Source organism: Undibacterium sp. Di27W (assembly GCF_049340345.1).
Taxonomy (GTDB): domain Bacteria; phylum Pseudomonadota; class Gammaproteobacteria; order Burkholderiales; family Burkholderiaceae_D; genus Undibacterium.
On the sequence record NZ_JBMPOS010000015.1, the window covers coordinates 13,414 to 32,012 of the forward strand.

An 18,599-nucleotide genomic window follows, 5' to 3' on the forward strand; every position below is an offset into this window, starting at 1 on the left:
TATTTTTAGAACACTTAATCATGACTAGGTAATAATTCACCTAACAACCCACCTTTTTTTGCAGAATACGCTCTAATCGCTTCGGCAAGTAAATTTCTTTCATTAGCCGCGTACTGCTCCCAATTCCGCTTTGTTTCATAGCCAAAAAGAACCGTAAACCCACTATCACCAGATGCAAGTATCATTCGATTTACACACTCTTCAATAGGAAATGTTTTAAAAAAGAGGTGATAGAAAGTTATATACGCAACAGTCGCATCAGACCAATTTACTTCGCCGCTGTTTCCGACTAACGCCCAAAATGGCTTATCAGCATCTTCATGCATCACCATACGGCATCCGGCACTCCCAAAACAAGAAGACATGCAAATTAGCAACGTTCCATCCATTGCATTTGTTAGGGGTGTTAGTAATTTTCGCAAGTCCTCCCATTTTAAAAACAACCCGTTTGTAAGCGCAACACCTTCATTATTTCCATGCATACTTAAATGAATAATCGGACGACCATTAAATTTAGCCAGCGCATCAATAAGGCGAGATTGCAACGCATCCACTAAAGTTTCAGGGGTAGTGACAAGATTGTAGCAATGTGGAACCCCGGAGAGACTTAAGGCTTCACACAATGTTTTTCCCTCAGTTCGACCAGTCAAGAGGTCTTTATCATTAGGCGATTCAATTATGTGAACAAATCCGTTATTCATTGTCATAAAAGCCCTGGCAAAGTAAGTACGTTTAAGTGAATTAAAGATGTTTAGAAATCAGGTCCGCAATGCGGTCATTGCCCCTCTTTCGGAGTTCTTCAATAAATACTTCCCATGGCGGAATATTGCTTCGGTAAGGTTCTGTATCTGCACCACTGTACATGCCACCGCCCGGCCCGCTGTATAACCCGCCACCTGGTCCAGTGTACAAACCACCCCCTGGTCCAGTGTACAAACCACCACCAGGGCCAGTGTACAAGCCGCCATCCGGACCTGAGTATAGTCCTCCGCCTGGCCCAGAGTATCTGCCGCCGCCCACTCCCGTATACATTCCGCCGCCAACGCCGGTGTATGCACCACCGCCAACCCCTGTGTATAGTCCGCCTCCTACTCCGGTGTAACGCCCACCGCCAACCCCTGTGTGTTGATTGCGTGGCCATGTATTGATAGTCATGTTCAGAGCCTTAATAATAGTTGAAGGAACTTAAAGAAATGATCACAAAATCCATTGTAGAACCCAAATTGGTAAAATGAAGGGTCGAGAAAGACAACAAATGTTAATTTTTGGTCAATTCAATCGAGAATTAATCAATGCTGGTTCCCATGTAGATAATTTTTCGTCTTGTTCAGAACTGACAGGACTCAATGATTCAAAATTCGTCAGTACAATTTCAAATAAAATCAGACCCATTGGCCCCAATTCTCGCCGCCATAAACTATCTGCAGTGTCATCTTTCCTTATAAAGCACCAGTCCTGTGCAATGATCGGCCCTGCATCAGCTCTGTCATCCATCTGATAAACGGTCCCACCTGTCACCGGCTCATGCATGCGTATAGCCCATTTGATCGCATCACGGCCTCGATGCAAGGGTAGCAGGCTGGGGTGATACCCGATTGCCCCGTCCCGCGCCTTTTGCCGTGCTTCAGACGTGATAAAGCAATGTGCGTGTGCCGCGATAATTAAATCAGTACCGTCAAGAACATGATGCCCTTCAAGACGTCCAGCAACGGCAACAGCGTGCGTATCAGTTTCAATTGCCGTTTGAATCAGCCTGTCGTCTGCGGTCGGGGCCACCACTTTGACGACTGTATGCCCCAGGCGTAAGCAGAGTTTCAAAGTCTCTGCCGCAAGCCATTTTTGACCCACTATCATTATTCTCACTCTTCATCCCCTAAATATCTGAAACCTTGCACAGCACGGAAATGGCCGCCGTAACCAGCATTGCCGGTGCTTTCTGTACCTTTGCGCTGCGCTGATCTATTCACCGATTCGATGCACCTGGCTCGGCTTTCGCCTACCAGCTTGCCGGACACTTGTGTCCATTTCAGGCTTCTGCGCAAAGCGGAAGCTAGGCCGGGGTGACTAGTATGAAAAAGCGTGCGCATAGGTTTGGTGTATCTGTTTTGCCCCTGCAGCCACAATTCACAAACAGCATCCATAAAACGCATGCCCACACCAGCGCCTTGCCATTCAGGCATAACCACCAGGCGGCAAGCGCGGGCTTCGATCAAGCCTGGCCGCGTTGATACACCCAAATGCGCGACCAGTTGGCCGTCCACTGTGGCGACGTAGTTGGTGGCCGCAATCATCTTGGGTAATTTCAAATAATGATGTGGCTCAAAGAACGGCCAATGCTGCCAGTTGGTTTCCCACAATTCGACATCGATACGCGGGCGGGGCCGGTCCCACCCCCGTAGAAATTTGCCTGTCGCGGTATCGAATACCCAATCAGGCTGCACCCAATCAAGAATATCGTAGTGGCAAGACAGTAGGACAACCTGTCCGGATGTTCGCCGCCAGGCTTTGGCAAATGCGCCCGCGCCTATCTTGGCAATTTGGCGGTCGACCACACTAGAAAATTCGTCCAGTACGGCCCGCGCCGGTGCTTCAACCACCAGGCGGGCCAGGTTGGCGCGGAACTGTTCGCCGTTTGACAGGACGTGATAAGGGCGCAACCAGGTAGGCACACTACCCAGGCCGACCGACGACAAGGCCGCCGTTACTTCATCAAATTTACCCTTGGGCGCTATCGCATCAACCAGCGGCTTGCGTGATGGCCAGGCGGGGTTATAGATAGCTTCTTCACCCCACAGTTTCTTACCCATGCTTGATTTGCCGCTACCGCTGGGGCCAACGACTACGCCTATTTTCCAGTCGTTACCATCAATGGGTAAGTCAGCATCAAGCGTGAAATTTGCGCCTGACTCGACATTAAAAAGGGATTTGACGCGCTCGGCGCGGTAGCTGCTGAAGTCACTGCACTGATGGTGAATGGCGATTTTCATACCTTCACCACCTTGAGCTTTAAGCCTTGTTGCTTCAGTGTGTTGAATACTTCTTGTTGATGGTTTTCGTCTTTACAAACAACAACGATCCCAAATTGTTCACGGTATTGATAACCGTTCTTTGCTGGTGCTGCTTTGAGTGTTTCGGCCATAGGCGCTTTCTATCCTTGTCGCTCGATGGCGATCAGGTTCGGGGCGCGTGGCTCTCAAGTGGTTCATTGTTTTGCAACGTGTGCATTTGATAGTGAGGGTGACAAATTCACCCTCGCCCAATTTACGGGAGCATGTCCCACAGCGGATATCCTGCATTTTAAAATCACCAAAAACGTGGTAGCCTTGGCGCGCCTGTCGACAGGTGACGCGGTCATCGGCCAATCTGGCAGGTCCTCACTGCTGGTGCGGTGGCGTATTTGATGTTGACGCATCAGGTACGTCGCCGCGTCCTAAAAAGAACTATGCCATATCACGCGTACGCGAGACTGAATCGCCAAGTTGATAAGCCAGATAGCAACCCTAAAATTTTCCTCTACCGCAATCAATGCACATTTTTCAATTGAAATAATTGAAATATTTGCAAATCAATTTGGCATGTGATTGAATGAAATAGTGCATTTTGCACAATTTCATTCAATACACAAAACAGAAAGGAATGCAAAATGCTTAAAGCGATAAAAGTGCTTCTTCTTACCTCATTCGCTGTACTTCACATTGGTGCCATGGCGCAGCAGTGCAACCCACGTGATTTCACTATTGAGGACATAAATAGTTACTCTCTTTCAGACAGCGTAAAGTACTCCGCATATAGCATTTTTAACGAAAATTCAAGCAGCTCTGCGAACCGTCGGGCTGACGCGACAATTCCAATTGCAAACATCCCTGTCAATATCAGCGTAAGTGATGCAAAAGCGATGGCTAATAGCATTTATAGTTCAAGCGGGGTTACTCTTGATAGAGACTATCACCTAAATATTGTCAACAGTGCGTTGTCAGCTGTGGGTGCAAATATGTATAGCAATTGCCTCGCTGCTGAAACAATCAAAGTAACTATCCCACAGGAGGCCTATCAGACCGACGAATTCTTTCTTACAGTTAAGTGGGCTCCCTCAGGAAATATTAGCAGTATTAATTCCAAAATAAAAATTCGAGTTGTTAAGGGATTGATTGAATCAAGTGACATTTTTGAGGGTGACATTAATGTTAATCAAAGCCGAATTTTCAAAATAAAAAATCAAAGCAAATGGAACGAAAACCAGTTTTTGCAAATTGCGATTGAAGTAGACAATCAAGCTCATCCCTCCATTGCTATCCCGCCAGTTGCTCAACTACCAAAGCTTAATTTCGTTCAGCGCCAAGGAAAATCTAAATTTGATGTCAATCTAAAAGGGAATGTTTGTACAAATCAAGCTTACTTGGTAAGTGCTGTCGGCAGTAGCGCAAGCAACAATGCTAAAAGTTGTACTCTATGCGTACAACCATCTGCAAACGGTGTTTTGCTCCAAAGTACAGCGAGAATAACAGCGGGGCTTTCAGCAAAGGGCGCAGCGGCAACACTATCATCAGGAAACTCGGCTTTGGAAATGTGTGCAAAATTTGAAGTGTCGGGAGCTGGGATTGGAAGTGGCAGATTTGAGGTCGGTGAGGGTTCAAATTTCACCGTATATGAAGCCATTTCAAAAAAATAATTTTACAGCCAATTTAAAATAAACTCAGTACGGAAATCGTAATAAATCAGGGGTTACTATCTGACATAGCAACCCCTCCCCACGTGACTGGTTAGCCCGGTTACGTCACCATAGACGGCATGGAATTCACTCTTGCCGACCTCTCTCGCCGCCTGCAAAATCTCCTTCGCCTCGGCACCATCGCCGAAGTAAAGCACGGCCGCGTACCACAAGTACGCCTGCAAATTGGCGATATCAAAACCGGTTTCTTGCCCATGGCAACGGCCCGCGCAGGTAAAACAAAGACATGGAACCCACCCACGGTGGGCGAACAATGCGTTTTGCTTTCTCCCTCCGGTGAATTTGCAGGCGGCGTGGTCTTGCCAGGCATTGCCAGCAACCACAACCCGGCACCAGACACCAACCCAGATAACACCCGCACCGAATACCCAGACGGCGCGACGGCTGATTACAACCACGCCGACCACCACTACATCATCACGCTACCTACAGAGGGCAAGTTTAGTTTTGTCGTCGGTGCGACCACGTTGGAACTGCGCAATGATGGCGTTACCTTACGCACGCCTAAATTTGAGGGCGTCAAATCATGAGCCACGGTATTGCCGTTAAAGCCCTGGACTTTGCAGGCGGCGCGCATCTCGCTGGTGGGCAAAACTTCTTCGCTGTCGATGGCGCGCCTGTCGTCGTCAAGGGTGACCGTGTCACGCCGCATGGCCCGGTACCACATGCTAACCCGGTGATGGTCGAGGGTTCCTCCTGGATGACATTGAACGGCATACCGGCATGCCGCCAGGGCCATCATGCAAGCTGTTCTCATCCCAGCACAGGCCGCGCCTGGTTCGCTATTCCAGATTAAGGAACAGATATGGCAGGCATGAATATCAATACAGGTGAACGTTTGTCAGGCCTGGCGCATCTGCGCCAGAGCATTGCCGACATCCTGACTACGCCTATAGGCACCCGCGTCATGCGCCGCGACTATGGCAGCCTGCTGTTTGAGCTGATAGACCAGCCTTTAAACGGCTTCACACAAGTGCGCCTGTATGTCGCCACGGCTGAAGCCCTGCTTAAGTGGGAGCCACGCATCAAGCTCACGCATGTAAAGCTGTACCGCGCAGACGCGCCGGGCAAAGTCATCATTGAACTCAAAGGCCAACTTGTCAGCGCTTCCAAGGCATTTAACTTGTCCTTGCCGCTGACGATCAAGGGGCAAGCATGATGGACTTGACCAAGTTACCTGCGCCTGCAGTCGTTGAAGAGCTGGATTTTGAAGCCCTGGTCACTGCGCACAAACAAGACTTGCTGCAGCGATACCCGGCAGCCGCCAATGTGCTGGGCTTGCCGTCTGAGCCCTTGGTCAAGCAAGTAGAAGCCTTTGCCTACCGCGAAATGCTGCTGCGTGACCGTATCAACCAGGCAGCCCGCGCCAATCTTTTGGCCTTTGCCACTGGCACGGATCTGGACCACAAAGGCGCGTTCTATAACCTGGCGCGCATGCCTGGCGAAGCAGACGAGCGTTACCGCAGCCGTATTCAGTTGCGCATTGCTGCCCTGGCTGGCAATGGCACAGCAGAGCAATACCGCTTGCTTGCGCTGTCTGCCAGCCTGAATGTCCGTGATGCCAATGTTAGCAGCACCACGCCCGGCACTATCGCCGTGGTGCTGTGGCTGATTGACGCCAGCCAGACACAAACCACCAGCGCCGCCGTGCTGGCGGCCATGAACGCGCCAAACGCCCGCCCGCTGGGTGTGGCTGTCAAAGTGGTTGCAGGTCGGCCGGTGGCTCTGGATGTCACGGCAACCCTGTGGCGCGAAGCCAGCGCCCCGGCGGATATCGTCACGCAAATTCAGGCACGCTTTATCACAGCCATCGCCAGCTATGCCAGCCTGGGCCGGTCAGTGCCACTGTCCTGGGTGACGGCACAACTACAACAGCCAGGCATTGCCCGCGTTGAATTCCCCATTGCAGGCCAGCCCGCTAACAATACTGTGCTGGCTGAAGATAAATACGCGGTCGCTGGTGCTATCAACCTGAATGATGGCGGTGTGGCATGACTGACCTTGCGCAACTGCTGCCACCCAACGCCAGCGAGCTGGAACGCAATCTGGTACGCATAGCGCCGCGTGCGGATCTGGACACGGCAGCAGACGCACCGGCCAACATTGCCAGCAACTTGCCCGCAGCCTTCCAGCCCTGGCTAGCCGCTGAATGGAACCTGGCGCAATTCTCGTTGCACTTCGCCAGCAATGCCGCACTGATCGCCGCTGGCTTGCCCTGGCTGCTGGAACGCGGCAGCGCCGCCAGTGTAGTGCGTGCCTTGTCCTGGCTGACCTATGACCACGTGACGCTGGAAGAAGATGAATTCTTGCTGCACATAGACCCAGGCACGACAGCAGCGGCCCTGGATCTGGCCCGGATACGCGAGGTGGTGAATGCATCCTTGCCAGCACATAGCCGTTTCTATCGCCTGTACCACGGCCTGGACCTGCGTGCGGGCCGCTTGGACGCCACCAGCTTTGATAACTGCCTGTTTGATGATGATTCTGGTATCTGGTCTGGTGACCCAGCAACAGACGGCGTTAAGTTGTCGTTTGGTGAGACGCATACCGGCCTGGTCGATGCGCCGCCAACACTAGCACCCATTACTGCCCACCGTCCGCGCCAACTCAATACCGTCACTGACGATGCCTTGATGCAGTTAGATAGCTGGGTGCTCGATAGTGAGATCCGCTTAAACAGTGTTGTCAGCATCAATGACATCTACACCGGCCAAGTGAATCAACCGGCATTGCAGGCTGTGCGTGGCAATCATCGCGCCACTTACAGCGCCTTGCTGGCTGTACAAAAAGCACCAGCACCCATCAAAGCAATTGCACCAGGCAACGCCACCACCGTCACCAATCCGGCTTTGCCTGTTTATGGCTGGGCTGACCAATGGGCCAGCGGCTGGGCTGTTTGTTACCCATTAATTGCCATTCCACCGACTACACCATAAGGATATTCAAATGGCTGTATTACAAGACCAAGGCCGCATCGAGCTGGCCGAACAGTTTAAAAACCGCCCCCTGCATCTCGCCTGGGGCCATGGCTTGCCCGCATGGGATGCCGCGCCATCTTCTGAGCCCGTCACCGCTACTACCCTCGTGGATGAGATAGGCCGCCGCGTGTCCAGCCAAAAGCAATTCGTGGTACCAGAAACAGATCCTAATGCCCCCAACACCATTCGCGTGCCAGGTGGTGACCTTTACAGGATCGTGGCAACCCCATCCCGCTGGGTATTCATTGAATTTGTCTTTGACTATGGCGACGGCGCAGGCCAAGACATCCGCGAGCTGGGCTTGTTTGTTGGCACTGAGGTGGCCGCAGGCCTGCCAGCCGGGCAGCGTTACTTCACACCAGCGCAAATCACTACGCCAGGCCGTCTTTATATGCTGGACCGTATCCCGCGCCTGATCCGCTCTGGCGCGACTGAGCAAGTCTATCGCTACGTATTGCCATTCTGAACAGGACCCCCATGGATCAAAATATCAACTTACCCGGCTACCTGAACCGGCACAACCCGGCAAAGCAGTTTGATACGGTGCTGTACCGTTCAGACAAAGTTATCCAGTCTGACGAACTCAACGAGGCGCAAAGCCTGCTGCAAGGCCGTATCAAAGGCGTGGCAGACGTGTTGCTGGCCGATGGCGCGGTTATCCGTGATGCCCGCATTGTCGTCAATGCCAGCACCGGCGCGACGACTTGCGAATCTGGCGCGCTGTATGTCGATGGCGCAGTACGTGGCGTGCCGCCTGCAAACCTCACTATTGCCGTGGTGGGTATCGTCATCGTCGGCGTGTACATGCAAGCCCACATTGTCACCGAGCTGGAAGACCCCAGCCTGCGTAACCGTGCGCAAAACACCCGTGGCTTTGACAAAGCCGGTGCAGGCCGCTTACAAAAGCTTTTAGCCTGGGGCTTTGCCGGCGACGGCCAGGAGGGTAATTTTTACCCTGTCTATACAGTAGAAGACGGCACAGTACGCAGCAAAGAACCACCGCCCCAGCTGGATGGCGTCACGCAGGCCATCGCACGCTATGACCGCGATTCGTCAGGCGGTAGCTATACCGTCAACGGCTTAAACGTCACAGCAGCAGACAACCTGCCCACAGGTGAACAGGTGTATACCGTCAGCGAAGGCCGCGCCAGGGTATCGGGCTTTGCGGTGGAACTGCCCACCAGTCGCCGCCTGGTAAGAGCCGTCACACCAGACTTGCGCTATATTGAGAATGAACCGCACCAATCCACAGGCCCTGCAGCCCAGCGCGTGAACTTTGATCGTGCGCCTGCTGCCAATGTTTTAAAAGTTACGATCACCGCGCAAAAGACTATTGATGTAGCGCACGGCGGCTTTACTGGCGCACTCGACCCACTGGAAGATGGTTCTGTACTGGCAGTGCTGTCTGTGAAACAAGGTGCCACCACCTACACCAAGGACGTGGACTGGAAATTCACCGCCCAGCAAATAGACTGGTCTTTGCCAGGTGCAGAGCCGCAGCCAGGCAGCACTTACAAGGTTACTTACCAATACCTTGCCTCTGTGCCTGCAACAGCCATAGATGCCGATGGTTGCACAGTGACCGGCGCTGTGCTGGGTACGGCTATCCTACTCAGTTATAACCGCATGCTGCCCCGCATAGACCGTTTGTGCATGGATAGCGCCGGTGCGCTGGTCTGGCTGCCAGGTGTGGCGGCAGATCGCAACCCAAAATCGCCCAGCGTACCGGCCAATTTGTTGGCGCTGGCGTCTGTCGTACAGAACTGGCGCGCTGGCCCACGCACTGTCATTAACGATAGCGTGCGCGTGGTTCCTATGGATACATTGGCAGCCTACGCCAGGCGCATGGACTTGCTGACCGAATTAATGGCGCAGCAGCGTCTTGAATCCAGTACGCAACTGCGTGACGCCACCGCCAAGCGTGGCTTGTTTGTAGACCCCTTCATGTCTGATGCTGTGCGTGACCAGGGCTTAACGCAGACCGGCGCTATCTATGGTGGTGAACTAAGCTTGCCGGTTACCGTGCAACCTAAATTGCTGTCTGTCACTCTGACAGCACCGGCGACACTGCCTTACAACGTGGTGACGCTATTAGAGCAACCATTGCGCACTGGCAGCATGCGTATCAACCCTTACGACGCATTTGACCCATTGCCGTCTGATGTGGTCTTGAACCCGGCAATAGATCGCTGGACAGATGTTGACACCACTTGGTTAAGCCCCGTCACAAAAAGCGTGACAGAAAACCTGTCCAAGACTGTGCAACGCTCATCAGTCCAGGCAGATGGCGAAGCCTATGAGCGGGTAAATGTCTTGACCAATGAAGTGAGCACGACCAGCAAACCTGCTGAATTCATTCGCCAGATTAGTGTCAGCTTTACTGTTAAGGGCTTTGCTCCAGGTGAGTCTATCCAGATCTTGCGCTTTGACGGTATGGCTGTTGTGCCGGGCAATCTGGCAGCACCGATACCCGGCACCATCAGCGGCACATTCCAGATCCCGGCCAAAGTGCCAGCGGGCAGCAAGCGTGTGGAATTTTTGGGTAACCAAGGTAGCTACGGTGTCGCCATCTATAGCGGCATTGGTCTGGAAGTGCAGGATGTCAGGCAACTGGTTTCTGTTCATACCTCGGGCTGGGTAAGCTATTTTAAAGTGGACCCGCTGGCGCAAACCTTTACCCTGGCCGCTGATAGGCAAATTGCCGGGCTGGACCTGTGGTTCACCGCCAAGGGCAATTCTTTGCTGGCGGTGCAAATCAGGGAAACAACAACGGGCATCCCTAACCAAAAGGTCATCGCCCAGGCGCGTATTCCGGCTGCCTCCATCAATGTGGATGGCCAGGCTACCCGCATTAATTTCGATTACCCGGTAAGTCTGTCCGGTGGTGTGGACTATGCCCTGGTGATTTTATGTGACGACGCCACCACAGCGGCCAGCATTGCCGAGCTGGGAAAGTATGACGACCATAAGGGCCAATGGGTTGCCAGCCAGCCCTATACCGTGGGCGTGCTGCTGTCATCCTCTAATGCCACCACCTGGACCCCACATCAAGACCGCGACCTGGCTTTCCGGCTGCTAGCGGCTGAATACCAGGTCACCACGCGCACCATCGAGCTGGGCAATACCAACCTGGCTAACGTCACTGATTTGATGCTGCTAGGCCTGGTAGAAGCCCCCAGCGCACAAACCCGCGTTGAATATCAAATCACCTTACCCGGTGGCAGCGTATTGAACGTGGATGACGGCCAGCCGGTGCGCCTGGCTGCGCCTATGTCCGGGCAATTCAGTGTGACGGCCAAGCTGACGGGTACAGCCAGCCTGTCACCCGTGCTGTACCCAGGCGTCACGCTACTGGCTGGCACAGTCAGTAACCAGGGCAGCTATATCAGCCCGCTGGTGCCTGCAGGGCAAAACGTGCGCGCCCGCATTGTGGTGGATTGTTATTTGCCTGCAGGTACAAGCCTGGTTGTGAGTGTTGCGCCAGAAGCAGGCGGCGCACCGGTCTACACACCCGCACCCTTTGTATCAAGCCGGGATATTGCCGCTGAATGGCATGAGCTCACTTATGAATTGAACGGCATCAATGCCGATCGTCTACGGGCAAAACTGGATATATCCGGCAATACCGCTGCCAGGCCACGTCACCGCAATTTGCGCGTCATTGTTATTTGAGGATCGCCATGCAAGATCAAAAGACAGCAAACCGGCAATACAAGCTGCCCCACATCCAGAATACCGGCGCGGAAGAAGTAACGCGCCTGCGCGACACCATCACGGCCATCGATGCAGACATCAACACCCTGGGCATGGTGCAAGCGGGCAAGGCAGACAAAACCACTACCGCCAACCTGCAAGCGCAGATTGACGACTTGACCACCCTCATTTACGCAGGATTGATTTGATATGAGCGCAAGTAACTTAAGCGATTTCCGCGACCAATACATAGCCCGAGCCCGCGCTTTATTGCAAAGCGCGGATCTGGCGCAAGCTAATACCAATGCCATGGTGATCAATGGCGCATTGTTTGGCGCACTGGACAAGGTTATTAATGCAGCCTTGATAGGCCGCGACACCTTGGCCTTGTTTGATGCCATGACCAGCGCAGATATCGACATCTGGCTGACAGACGCTAGCCACCGCAGCACCTGGCAACGCCTGTGCACGGACGAAGCACGCACCCTACAAGTGGCCCTGCAGGATGATTTGCTACGCCCTAAGCTCATGGGCAGCACGCTGGCATGGACAGATATCCTTGCATCCAGCGTCATGCAGACATGGATACAAACAAAAGCCGCCTATCTGGCACCGTACATTGCCGCGATACCTGGTTGCCTGGCATTGACAGCGGCCAGCCGCACGACGATGGACAAGTTTGCATCTGTTCAAGCGGCTATGACGCTGATCTATGCAAACACCAACTGGCTAAACGCCATCGCAGCCAATACCCAGGCACAAGACGCCATAGCGGCCAGCCTGATTGCCTTGCGCGAGCTGGGCAAGTCTGGTGTTGGTATGACGGCGCTGTACACCAAACTGACCAGCATCATGGTCTATCTGTTTGCAGATGCCACAGCCTCGGTCGATGCCTGGAACTTTGTATCGAGCGAAATTGCAGCAGGCCGCACTGTCATGCCCGTGACCTTATTTGCTGACGCTGGCATACGCAATGCCTTGCATGGCAATACTGGCATCGCATCTGCACTCACCAGCACGGCAACTGCCCTATATCAATGGCTGTTCGCCAACAAAATGACCGTGGTCCAGCGCAACTACAACGCATCAACCACACAAGCGGGTTCCGGTATAGGCGGCAAATTCCTGACGCTGGCGATGGCTGGTACTTACAACAGCACCGCAGGCAATTTTTACCTGATCAGCACAACCAGCCAATTCGCCGCGACCTCGAACGGTGGCAGCGCACCCACCTTGACCACCGCGCATAAACAAGTCGGCAGCCAAAACGGTGCGATGTACTACACCGACGTCAGCACCGGCATTTTTTATATGTCTATCGGCTATCTCGCAATCTAAGGCACACCATGACACTACTCATTATTGACAGCGGCAATCAAATCACCGGCTATACACAAGACGACTACCTGCAAGCCTGGGAAGGCGTGCGCCTGGCACCAGCTCCGGACGGCTTCAATCCGGCATTGCTGGCTCACTACATGGTCAAAGTATCCAAGGGTAAGACCACCATCACCCTGAACACTGACAGCGCCCTGGCAGCCGCCAAAGCTGCCCGCTGCAGCCAGATCAAGGAAGAAGCAGCCAGGCTGATTGCCGCTACCGACTGGAAAAAGCAAAGAGCCAACGAACGCGACGCCGCAGGCTGGGGCAGCCTGGCTGATATCGATGCAGTCTTGGCTGAACGCGAAAGCATACGCCGCAGCAGCGACGCCGCGGAATTGGCAGTGAATGCCCTGACAGATATCAATGCGGTACAAGCCTTTACCTGGTCGGTGGACGCGGCAGTCCCCGTCCCCAACCGTCTGACACGCGGCCAATTCCTTGACCGCTTCACCAAGGAAGAACGCGCCGCCATTCTGGCCGCAGCAGAAGCTAACGCCAGCTTAAAAGATTGGGTGATGCGTTTAGAAAACTCAGACTGGATCAAACCCATAGAAGCAACACCAGGCCTGCAAGCCCTGGAAATTGCCGGACTGATCCAGCCTGGCCGCGCAGCAGCCATCCTTGCCTGAATTTTAAATTTAGCCTTTGTTCAACAACCACAGGAGCAAAACACAATGCCCGCAACAACTTACCATCATGGCGTGCGCGTCGTCGAAATCAACGCAGGTACGCGCCCTATACGTACCGTATCCACAGCTGTCATAGGCCTGGTGGCCACGGCTGACGATGCAGACGTAACAGTATTCCCCTTGAATACGCCGGTGTTGCTGACCAACATCCAGGCAGCCATCGCCAAAGCAGGCCATAACGGCACATTGGCCCGCGCACTGGATGCAATTGCACAGCAAACCAACCCCGTCACCATCGTCGTGCGCGTCGCCAGTGATGTGGATGAGGCAGCACAAACTGCCAATGTCGTAGGTACCGTAACGCCCAGCGGTCAATATACAGGCGCAAAAGCCTTGTTGGCGGCACAAACAAAGCTCGGTATTAAACCCCGCATTCTGGGTGCGCCTGGTCTTGATACCCAAGCCGTCACCACCGAGCTGGCCGCCATTGCCCAAAAGCTGCGCGCCTTTGTCTATGCCTCTGCCTGGGGCGCACAAACCAAAGAAGCCGCCATCGCCTACCGTCAGCACTTCGGCCAGCGTGAGGTCATGATTATCTGGCCTGACTTTGTGCACTTTGATACTGCCACCAATGCCAGCGCATCTATACCGGCTGTTGCTTACGCCCTGGGCCTGCGTGCCAAGATTGACAATGACATTGGCTGGCACAAGTCTTTATCGAATGTCGTGGTGAATGGCCCCACCGGCATTGCCCGCGACGTGTTTTGGGATCTGCAAAGCAGCGCCACGGATGCCGGTGTGTTGAATGCCGCAGGCGTCACCACACTGATTAACAAAACCGGGTACCGCTTCTGGGGTTCCCGTACTGCAGAAGAAGCCGAGTTTTTCTTTTTTGAGAACTACACCCGCACAGCCCAGGTACTGGCCGACACCATTGCAGAAGTACATTTCAGCTATGTAGACAAGCCCATGCACCCATCCCTGGTGCGTGACTTGATTGAATCGATTAACGCCAAGTTCCGCGCTCTTAAAACGGCCGGGCTGATTATTGATGGTAAAGCCTGGTTCGACCCAGCCGCAAACAGCAAGGACAGTCTCAAGATAGGTTCTCTGGTCATTGACTATGACTACACGCCAGTGCCACCCGTTGAAGATCTGGTCCTGCAGCAACGCATCACAGATAAATACCTGGCTGACTTTGCCAAACAAATCAGCCTCTAATCCACAACAACCAGGAGTAAATGATGGGATTACCCAGCAAATTAAAAGACTTCAACCTGTTCAATGACGGCCAAAGTTATCTCGGCCTGGTGCCTGAACTGACCCTGCCCAAGTTGGGCCGCAAGATGGAAGACTACATCGCTGGGGGTATGTCTGGCCCTATCGAAGTGGACTACCACAGCGAAAAAGTCGAATTCGACTGGACCGCAGGCGGCTTGCTGTATGACGCCTTGCTGCAGTACGGCGCTGTCACCCACAACGCCGTCCAGTTGCGCTTTGCCGGTGCGTACCAGAATGACGACACCGCCCAGGTGGATGCTGTAGAAATCGTTATCCGTGGCCGCCATAAGGAAATCGAAATGGGTAACGCCAAGATGGGCGACAAGAACGACCACAAGTACAAAACCACCTGCAGCTATTACAAGCTGATCATCAACGGCCAGGACATCATCGAGCTGGACTTTATCAACGGCATAGAAATGGTCGGTGGCATAGACCGCCGCGCCGAGCTGCGCGCTGCCATAGGCATGTAAAGACAGATTAACAAATAAGCATTTTTTTAACCAACGTTTAAGAAAGTAACACTATGACAACAGCAAATAACGAAATCGTATTCATCACCAGCAAAACCATCACGCTGGATGAACCCATCAAGCGCGGCGACAGCCTCATTACAGAAATCACGCTGCGCAAGCCCAAGGCGGGCGAGCTGCGCGGGGTCTCTCTGGTCGAGCTGGGCCAAATGAATGTCGCCGCCTTACAGCAAGTGTTGCCGCGCATCACCACACCTATCTTGACAGCGCAGGATGTGGCGAATCTGGATGTGGCTGACTTGGTCGAAATTGGCGCGGAGGTGTCGCTTTTTTTGGTCAAGAAAGCGGACCGCACGGCATTCCAGCGCACGTAGAAGATGCCATGGCGGATTTGGCGATTGTGTTTCATTGGCCACCTTCTGCCATGGATGATTTGAGTATTGTAGAGCTGATGGACTGGCGCGAACGTGCCAGGGTGAGAAACACAGCAGAGTAAACAAGTGGAGCGGTTAAGCGATGTCAGAACGCGATTTAAAGTTACAGGTAGTCTTCAACATGATAGAGCGTGTGACCGCTCCCCTTAAACGTATCATTGGCGAATCCACCGCCAGCGGCAAAGCCCTCAAGGCTTTACGCGACAAGTTAAAAGACCTGGACGCGCAACAAAAGCATATTGCTGGCTTCAGGCAAATGCATACCGGCTTACGGGAGACTGGCGGGCGACTGGATGCGGCGCGCCTTAAGGTCAAAGAGCTGGCCGAACAAATGGCCGCCACAGAAAAGCCCACGCGCACCATGACGCGAGAACTAAACCGCGCCACCACAGCTGCCCGTTTGATCAAACAACAGCACCAGCAAGAAAGCCAGCAATTGCAGGTACTGCGCGACAAGCTCAACGCTGCAGGCATTAGCACCAGCAATTTAACCGGGCATGACCGCAGTTTGCGCAATAGCATCGCCTCGACCAATAGCCAGATAGACGCGCAAAAGCTGAAGCTGGCTGAACTGGCAAAGCGGCATGAACACGTGTCAGCGGCCAAAGCTCATATGGAAAAGACCCGCGCTACTGGCAGCAATATGGTCTCCAGCGGTATGGGCATGACCATGACAGGCGCTGCCATGAGCGTGCCTTTAGTCAAGGGCGTGAGTGAATCCAAGCACTATGAAACCGAAGTCCAGCGCCTTAAAGGCCTGGGCATGAGCGCGCATGACTCGAATGATGCCGTCAAATTCGCCGCCGAAATGAAAACATTTGGCACCAGCCAAACAGAAAATCTGGAACTGATGCGCGATGCCCTGTCTGTATTTGGAGACCTGCATCATGCCGAAATGGTGACACCACTGCTGGCAAAAATGAAGTTTTTGAATGCCACGCTCTACGACGAAGGCGAGGCCGGGCAAAAGAATGAAGCCTTTATGGACATGCTCAAAGTCATCGAGCTGCGCGGCGGCCTGGCAAGCAAAGAGAGATTCGAGCATGAAGCCAATATGGTGCAAAAGGTTATTGCCGCCACTGGTGGCCGTGTAGGCTCCAATGAATGGCTGAACTTTATCAAAACAGGCGGCCTGGCAGCCAAGGCGCTGGACGACAAGGCATTTTTTTACCAAATGGAACCGCTGATACAAGAGATGGGCGGCAACCGCGTGGGGACAGCGCTGCAGTCTGCCTATCAAAACCTGTACCAGGGCAAGACCACCAACCGCGCCGCGTCTGAACTCATGCGCCTGGGCCTGGTCGATAAAAACAAAGTCATCTATGACAAGGTGGGCAACGTCAATGAAGTCAAAGAAAAAGCTCTGGTGGAAGGTGAACTGTTCAAAGCCAACCCCTTTGAATGGATAGAAAAGGTCTTGCTGCCCAAGCTGGCCGCCCATGGCATCACAGAAAAGTCGCAAATCGAAGACACCATAGGCACCATCATGACCAATCGCACCGGCTCAGGCCTGTACGCCACCGTGGTCAACCAGATGGCACAAATCAAAAAGAATGCCCACAACAATGAGCGCGCCGCCGATATTGATACCGGCCTGGGCCTGGCCATAGATTCAGCCAAGGGCCGAGAAATTGCCGCCTTGAAGAAACTACACGACCTGCAACTAGAAATCGGTAATAAAGTCTTGCCCATCTATGCCAGTGCGCTGGAAATTGTTGCAGACAAATTGCAGTCTGTCGTCAATGTCATGAAAGAGTACCCAGGCGTCACAAAAACCGCGGTCATTGGCCTGGGTGCACTGGCTGGGCTGGTCTCCGTGTTGGGCGTTGTTGCGATTGTGGTCGGTTCAATCCTGGGGCCATTTGCAATCATGCGTTTCCTATTGAGGTCGCTAGGCATTGCCGCCGCTTCAAATGGGGCGAAGGTCGGATTGTTTGCGCGTGCCTGGCAATGGTTAGCCAGTGCCTTTGCCCGTATTGGTCCATTTTTTACCCGCGTGGGTGCCTGGCTGCGTGGCCTTGGGCCTGCTATACGTGCTGCGGGTAGTGGCTTCATGTGGCTAATGCGCTCGTTAGTACTGGTAGGACGTTCCTTTTTGCTCAATCCCATAGTCTTGGCTATCGCCACCATTGCCGGGGCCGCATACCTGATCTACCGTAACTGGGCGCAGGTGAGTGCCTTCTTTAGCGGGCTATGGGCTTCTATCAAACAAAGCTTTGATAATGGCGTTGCAGCTCTTAGCGGGTTTATCTCTGCATGGAACCCGGTAGAGCGATTCCGCAATGCTATCGCCTCAGTGTATGGCTTCTTTACCATGGAGTTGCCTACCAAGTTTAGCGAGTTTGGGTCCTACATGATGCAAGGCCTGGTGAATGGCATCACCAGTGCCGCTGCCACCGTGCGCGAAACCATCAGCAACATGGCCGACAATGTGGTGTCCTGGTTCAAAGAAAAGCTGGGCATACATAGCCCCAGCGTGGTGTTTGCAGAGCTGGGCCAATTCACCATGCAAGGCCTGGCAATAGGCATAGACAAGGCTCAGGCGCTGCCGCTGGACAAACTCAATGGCGTGACCAGGCAAATGACCGCCATAAGTGCTGGCGTGGCCCTGGGTATGTCTGGTGCCGCCATGACACCGGCCTTTGCTCAACTGCCGCCACCCTTGTTCAACCAGCAACCTGCTGCCCTGGTGCAGTTTGCGGCATTACCACAGCCGCAACAGTCCACGCAATTGCAAGCCACCTCAAAATGGCCAATACCACAACAAACAAGCCAGGCAGCCCCCTTAAAGTTTGATCGCCGCCCACCAGTGGCGCCGCAAGCCAATACACCTGGCAGCAGCTACCACAGCGCGGACACCATCCAGATAGTGATCAACCCACCCGCAGGCAGCGACCCACAAGCCATTGCCAAAGCCGTGGCCGCCGAGCTGGACAGGCGCGAACGACAAAAGAGCCAGGCTAAACGCTCTGCCATGCATGACTATGATGAATTTTAAG

At 53.5% G+C, this 18,599-nt stretch carries 22 protein-coding genes; 16 read left to right on the forward strand and 6 right to left on the reverse strand.

Going from position 1 to position 18,599, the window contains the following annotated elements:
- Nucleotides 1-14: 14 nt before the first annotated feature.
- From ACO0LF_RS25070 to ACO0LF_RS25095, 6 genes are all read right to left on the reverse strand, one after another.
- Nucleotides 15-707, reverse strand: a complete 693-nt coding sequence (locus ACO0LF_RS25070; protein ID WP_423019018.1) for a hypothetical protein — start codon at nucleotides 705-707, stop codon at nucleotides 15-17.
- Nucleotides 708-758: 51 nt separating this feature from the next.
- Nucleotides 759-1,058, reverse strand: a complete 300-nt coding sequence (locus ACO0LF_RS25075; RefSeq protein WP_423019020.1) for a hypothetical protein — start codon at nucleotides 1,056-1,058, stop codon at nucleotides 759-761.
- Nucleotides 1,059-1,269: 211 nt separating this feature from the next.
- Nucleotides 1,270-1,854: a formyltransferase family protein gene (locus ACO0LF_RS25080; RefSeq protein WP_423019022.1), complete on the reverse strand. Its 585-nt coding sequence runs from the start codon at nucleotides 1,852-1,854 to the stop codon at nucleotides 1,270-1,272.
- 5 nt (nucleotides 1,855-1,859) lie between these two features.
- Nucleotides 1,860-2,987 (reverse strand): GNAT family N-acetyltransferase, encoded by a 1,128-nt coding sequence (locus tag ACO0LF_RS25085; RefSeq protein WP_423019025.1) that lies wholly within the window; start codon nucleotides 2,985-2,987, stop codon nucleotides 1,860-1,862.
- On the reverse strand, nucleotides 2,984-3,139 hold the full coding sequence (locus ACO0LF_RS25090; RefSeq protein WP_423019027.1) for a hypothetical protein: 156 nt from the start codon (nucleotides 3,137-3,139) through the stop codon (nucleotides 2,984-2,986). Before ACO0LF_RS25090 ends, ACO0LF_RS25085 begins: the two co-directional genes overlap by 4 nt.
- Entirely contained in the window at nucleotides 3,087-3,296 is a 210-nt protein-coding gene (locus tag ACO0LF_RS25095) for a Com family DNA-binding transcriptional regulator (protein ID WP_423019275.1), read from the reverse strand. Before ACO0LF_RS25095 ends, ACO0LF_RS25090 begins: the two co-directional genes overlap by 53 nt.
- Nucleotides 3,297-3,643: 347 nt before the next feature.
- Between ACO0LF_RS25095 and ACO0LF_RS25100 the strand changes: the two genes are divergently transcribed.
- From ACO0LF_RS25100 to ACO0LF_RS25175, 16 genes are all read left to right on the forward strand, one after another.
- Nucleotides 3,644-4,669 carry a hypothetical protein gene (locus ACO0LF_RS25100; RefSeq protein ID WP_423019029.1) on the forward strand — a complete coding sequence of 342 codons (1,026 nt, stop codon included), beginning with the start codon at nucleotides 3,644-3,646 and terminating at the stop codon, nucleotides 4,667-4,669.
- A 119-nt stretch (nucleotides 4,670-4,788) separates the two neighbouring features.
- Complete coding sequence (locus tag ACO0LF_RS25105; protein ID WP_423019031.1) at nucleotides 4,789-5,259, forward strand: phage baseplate assembly protein V; 471 nt, start codon at nucleotides 4,789-4,791, stop codon at nucleotides 5,257-5,259.
- Complete coding sequence (locus ACO0LF_RS25110; protein ID WP_423019033.1) at nucleotides 5,256-5,525, forward strand: PAAR domain-containing protein; 270 nt, start codon at nucleotides 5,256-5,258, stop codon at nucleotides 5,523-5,525. The genes ACO0LF_RS25105 and ACO0LF_RS25110 overlap by 4 nt, the downstream gene beginning before the upstream one ends.
- Nucleotides 5,526-5,543: 18 nt before the next feature.
- Nucleotides 5,544-5,888, forward strand: coding sequence for a GPW/gp25 family protein (locus ACO0LF_RS25115; RefSeq protein ID WP_423019035.1), 345 nt, complete (start codon nucleotides 5,544-5,546; stop codon nucleotides 5,886-5,888).
- Nucleotides 5,885-6,724 carry a baseplate assembly protein gene (locus ACO0LF_RS25120; protein ID WP_423019037.1) on the forward strand — a complete coding sequence of 280 codons (840 nt, stop codon included), beginning with the start codon at nucleotides 5,885-5,887 and terminating at the stop codon, nucleotides 6,722-6,724. Before ACO0LF_RS25115 ends, ACO0LF_RS25120 begins: the two co-directional genes overlap by 4 nt.
- The gene (locus tag ACO0LF_RS25125; protein WP_423019039.1) at nucleotides 6,721-7,665 is read left to right on the forward strand and encodes a phage tail protein; all 945 of its coding nucleotides are present in this window, start codon (nucleotides 6,721-6,723) and stop codon (nucleotides 7,663-7,665) included. Before ACO0LF_RS25120 ends, ACO0LF_RS25125 begins: the two co-directional genes overlap by 4 nt.
- A gap of 10 nt (nucleotides 7,666-7,675) precedes the next feature.
- Nucleotides 7,676-8,173, forward strand: a complete 498-nt coding sequence (locus ACO0LF_RS25130) for a hypothetical protein (RefSeq protein ID WP_423019041.1) — start codon at nucleotides 7,676-7,678, stop codon at nucleotides 8,171-8,173.
- Between the two features lie 11 nt (nucleotides 8,174-8,184).
- Nucleotides 8,185-11,379 carry a DUF4815 domain-containing protein gene (locus tag ACO0LF_RS25135; RefSeq protein WP_423019043.1) on the forward strand — a complete coding sequence of 1,065 codons (3,195 nt, stop codon included), beginning with the start codon at nucleotides 8,185-8,187 and terminating at the stop codon, nucleotides 11,377-11,379.
- Between the two features lie 8 nt (nucleotides 11,380-11,387).
- Nucleotides 11,388-11,609, forward strand: a complete 222-nt coding sequence (locus tag ACO0LF_RS25140) for a hypothetical protein (RefSeq protein ID WP_423019045.1) — start codon at nucleotides 11,388-11,390, stop codon at nucleotides 11,607-11,609.
- Between the two features lies 1 nt (nucleotide 11,610).
- Nucleotides 11,611-12,738, forward strand: coding sequence for a hypothetical protein (locus ACO0LF_RS25145; protein ID WP_423019047.1), 1,128 nt, complete (start codon nucleotides 11,611-11,613; stop codon nucleotides 12,736-12,738).
- Nucleotides 12,739-12,746: 8 nt separating this feature from the next.
- A complete protein-coding gene (locus ACO0LF_RS25150) occupies nucleotides 12,747-13,412 on the forward strand; it encodes a hypothetical protein (RefSeq protein WP_423019049.1) in 666 nt (221 codons plus the stop codon).
- A gap of 45 nt (nucleotides 13,413-13,457) precedes the next feature.
- Complete coding sequence (locus ACO0LF_RS25155) at nucleotides 13,458-14,633, forward strand: phage tail sheath protein (RefSeq protein ID WP_423019051.1); 1,176 nt, start codon at nucleotides 13,458-13,460, stop codon at nucleotides 14,631-14,633.
- Between the two features lie 23 nt (nucleotides 14,634-14,656).
- Nucleotides 14,657-15,166, forward strand: a complete 510-nt coding sequence (locus tag ACO0LF_RS25160; protein ID WP_423019277.1) for a phage major tail tube protein — start codon at nucleotides 14,657-14,659, stop codon at nucleotides 15,164-15,166.
- 53 nt (nucleotides 15,167-15,219) lie between these two features.
- A complete protein-coding gene (locus ACO0LF_RS25165) occupies nucleotides 15,220-15,540 on the forward strand; it encodes a phage tail assembly protein (protein WP_423019053.1) in 321 nt (106 codons plus the stop codon).
- An 8-nt stretch (nucleotides 15,541-15,548) separates the two neighbouring features.
- A complete protein-coding gene (locus ACO0LF_RS25170) occupies nucleotides 15,549-15,662 on the forward strand; it encodes a GpE family phage tail protein (RefSeq protein WP_423004731.1) in 114 nt (37 codons plus the stop codon).
- A 20-nt stretch (nucleotides 15,663-15,682) separates the two neighbouring features.
- Nucleotides 15,683-18,598, forward strand: coding sequence for a phage tail protein (locus tag ACO0LF_RS25175; RefSeq protein ID WP_423019055.1), 2,916 nt, complete (start codon nucleotides 15,683-15,685; stop codon nucleotides 18,596-18,598).
- The last annotated feature ends 1 nt before the right edge of the window (nucleotide 18,599 follow it).

Bases quoted from the DNA above. Each gene is read 5' to 3' on its own strand.
- ACO0LF_RS25140 (WP_423019045.1), top strand. From the start codon at position 11,388: ATGCAAGATCAAAAGACAGCAAACCGGCAATACAAGCTGCCCCACATC.
- ACO0LF_RS25085 (WP_423019025.1), bottom strand. From the start codon at position 2,987: ATGAAAATCGCCATTCACCATCAGTGCAGTGACTTCAGCAGCTACCGC.
- ACO0LF_RS25125 (WP_423019039.1), top strand. From the start codon at position 6,721: ATGACTGACCTTGCGCAACTGCTGCCACCCAACGCCAGCGAGCTGGAA.
- ACO0LF_RS25120 (WP_423019037.1), top strand. From the start codon at position 5,885: ATGATGGACTTGACCAAGTTACCTGCGCCTGCAGTCGTTGAAGAGCTG.
- ACO0LF_RS25090 (WP_423019027.1), bottom strand. From the start codon at position 3,139: ATGGCCGAAACACTCAAAGCAGCACCAGCAAAGAACGGTTATCAATAC.
- ACO0LF_RS25175 (WP_423019055.1), top strand. From the start codon at position 15,683: ATGTCAGAACGCGATTTAAAGTTACAGGTAGTCTTCAACATGATAGAG.
- ACO0LF_RS25130 (WP_423019041.1), top strand. From the start codon at position 7,676: ATGGCTGTATTACAAGACCAAGGCCGCATCGAGCTGGCCGAACAGTTT.
- ACO0LF_RS25095 (WP_423019275.1), bottom strand. From the start codon at position 3,296: ATGCAGGATATCCGCTGTGGGACATGCTCCCGTAAATTGGGCGAGGGT.
- ACO0LF_RS25070 (WP_423019018.1), bottom strand. From the start codon at position 707: ATGACAATGAATAACGGATTTGTTCACATAATTGAATCGCCTAATGAT.
- ACO0LF_RS25170 (WP_423004731.1), top strand. From the start codon at position 15,549: ATGGCGGATTTGGCGATTGTGTTTCATTGGCCACCTTCTGCCATGGAT.
- ACO0LF_RS25135 (WP_423019043.1), top strand. From the start codon at position 8,185: ATGGATCAAAATATCAACTTACCCGGCTACCTGAACCGGCACAACCCG.
- ACO0LF_RS25100 (WP_423019029.1), top strand. From the start codon at position 3,644: ATGCTTAAAGCGATAAAAGTGCTTCTTCTTACCTCATTCGCTGTACTT.
- ACO0LF_RS25150 (WP_423019049.1), top strand. From the start codon at position 12,747: ATGACACTACTCATTATTGACAGCGGCAATCAAATCACCGGCTATACA.
- ACO0LF_RS25110 (WP_423019033.1), top strand. From the start codon at position 5,256: ATGAGCCACGGTATTGCCGTTAAAGCCCTGGACTTTGCAGGCGGCGCG.
- ACO0LF_RS25160 (WP_423019277.1), top strand. From the start codon at position 14,657: ATGGGATTACCCAGCAAATTAAAAGACTTCAACCTGTTCAATGACGGC.
- ACO0LF_RS25145 (WP_423019047.1), top strand. From the start codon at position 11,611: ATGAGCGCAAGTAACTTAAGCGATTTCCGCGACCAATACATAGCCCGA.
- ACO0LF_RS25105 (WP_423019031.1), top strand. From the start codon at position 4,789: ATGGAATTCACTCTTGCCGACCTCTCTCGCCGCCTGCAAAATCTCCTT.
- ACO0LF_RS25155 (WP_423019051.1), top strand. From the start codon at position 13,458: ATGCCCGCAACAACTTACCATCATGGCGTGCGCGTCGTCGAAATCAAC.
- ACO0LF_RS25165 (WP_423019053.1), top strand. From the start codon at position 15,220: ATGACAACAGCAAATAACGAAATCGTATTCATCACCAGCAAAACCATC.
- ACO0LF_RS25080 (WP_423019022.1), bottom strand. From the start codon at position 1,854: ATGATAGTGGGTCAAAAATGGCTTGCGGCAGAGACTTTGAAACTCTGC.
- ACO0LF_RS25115 (WP_423019035.1), top strand. From the start codon at position 5,544: ATGAATATCAATACAGGTGAACGTTTGTCAGGCCTGGCGCATCTGCGC.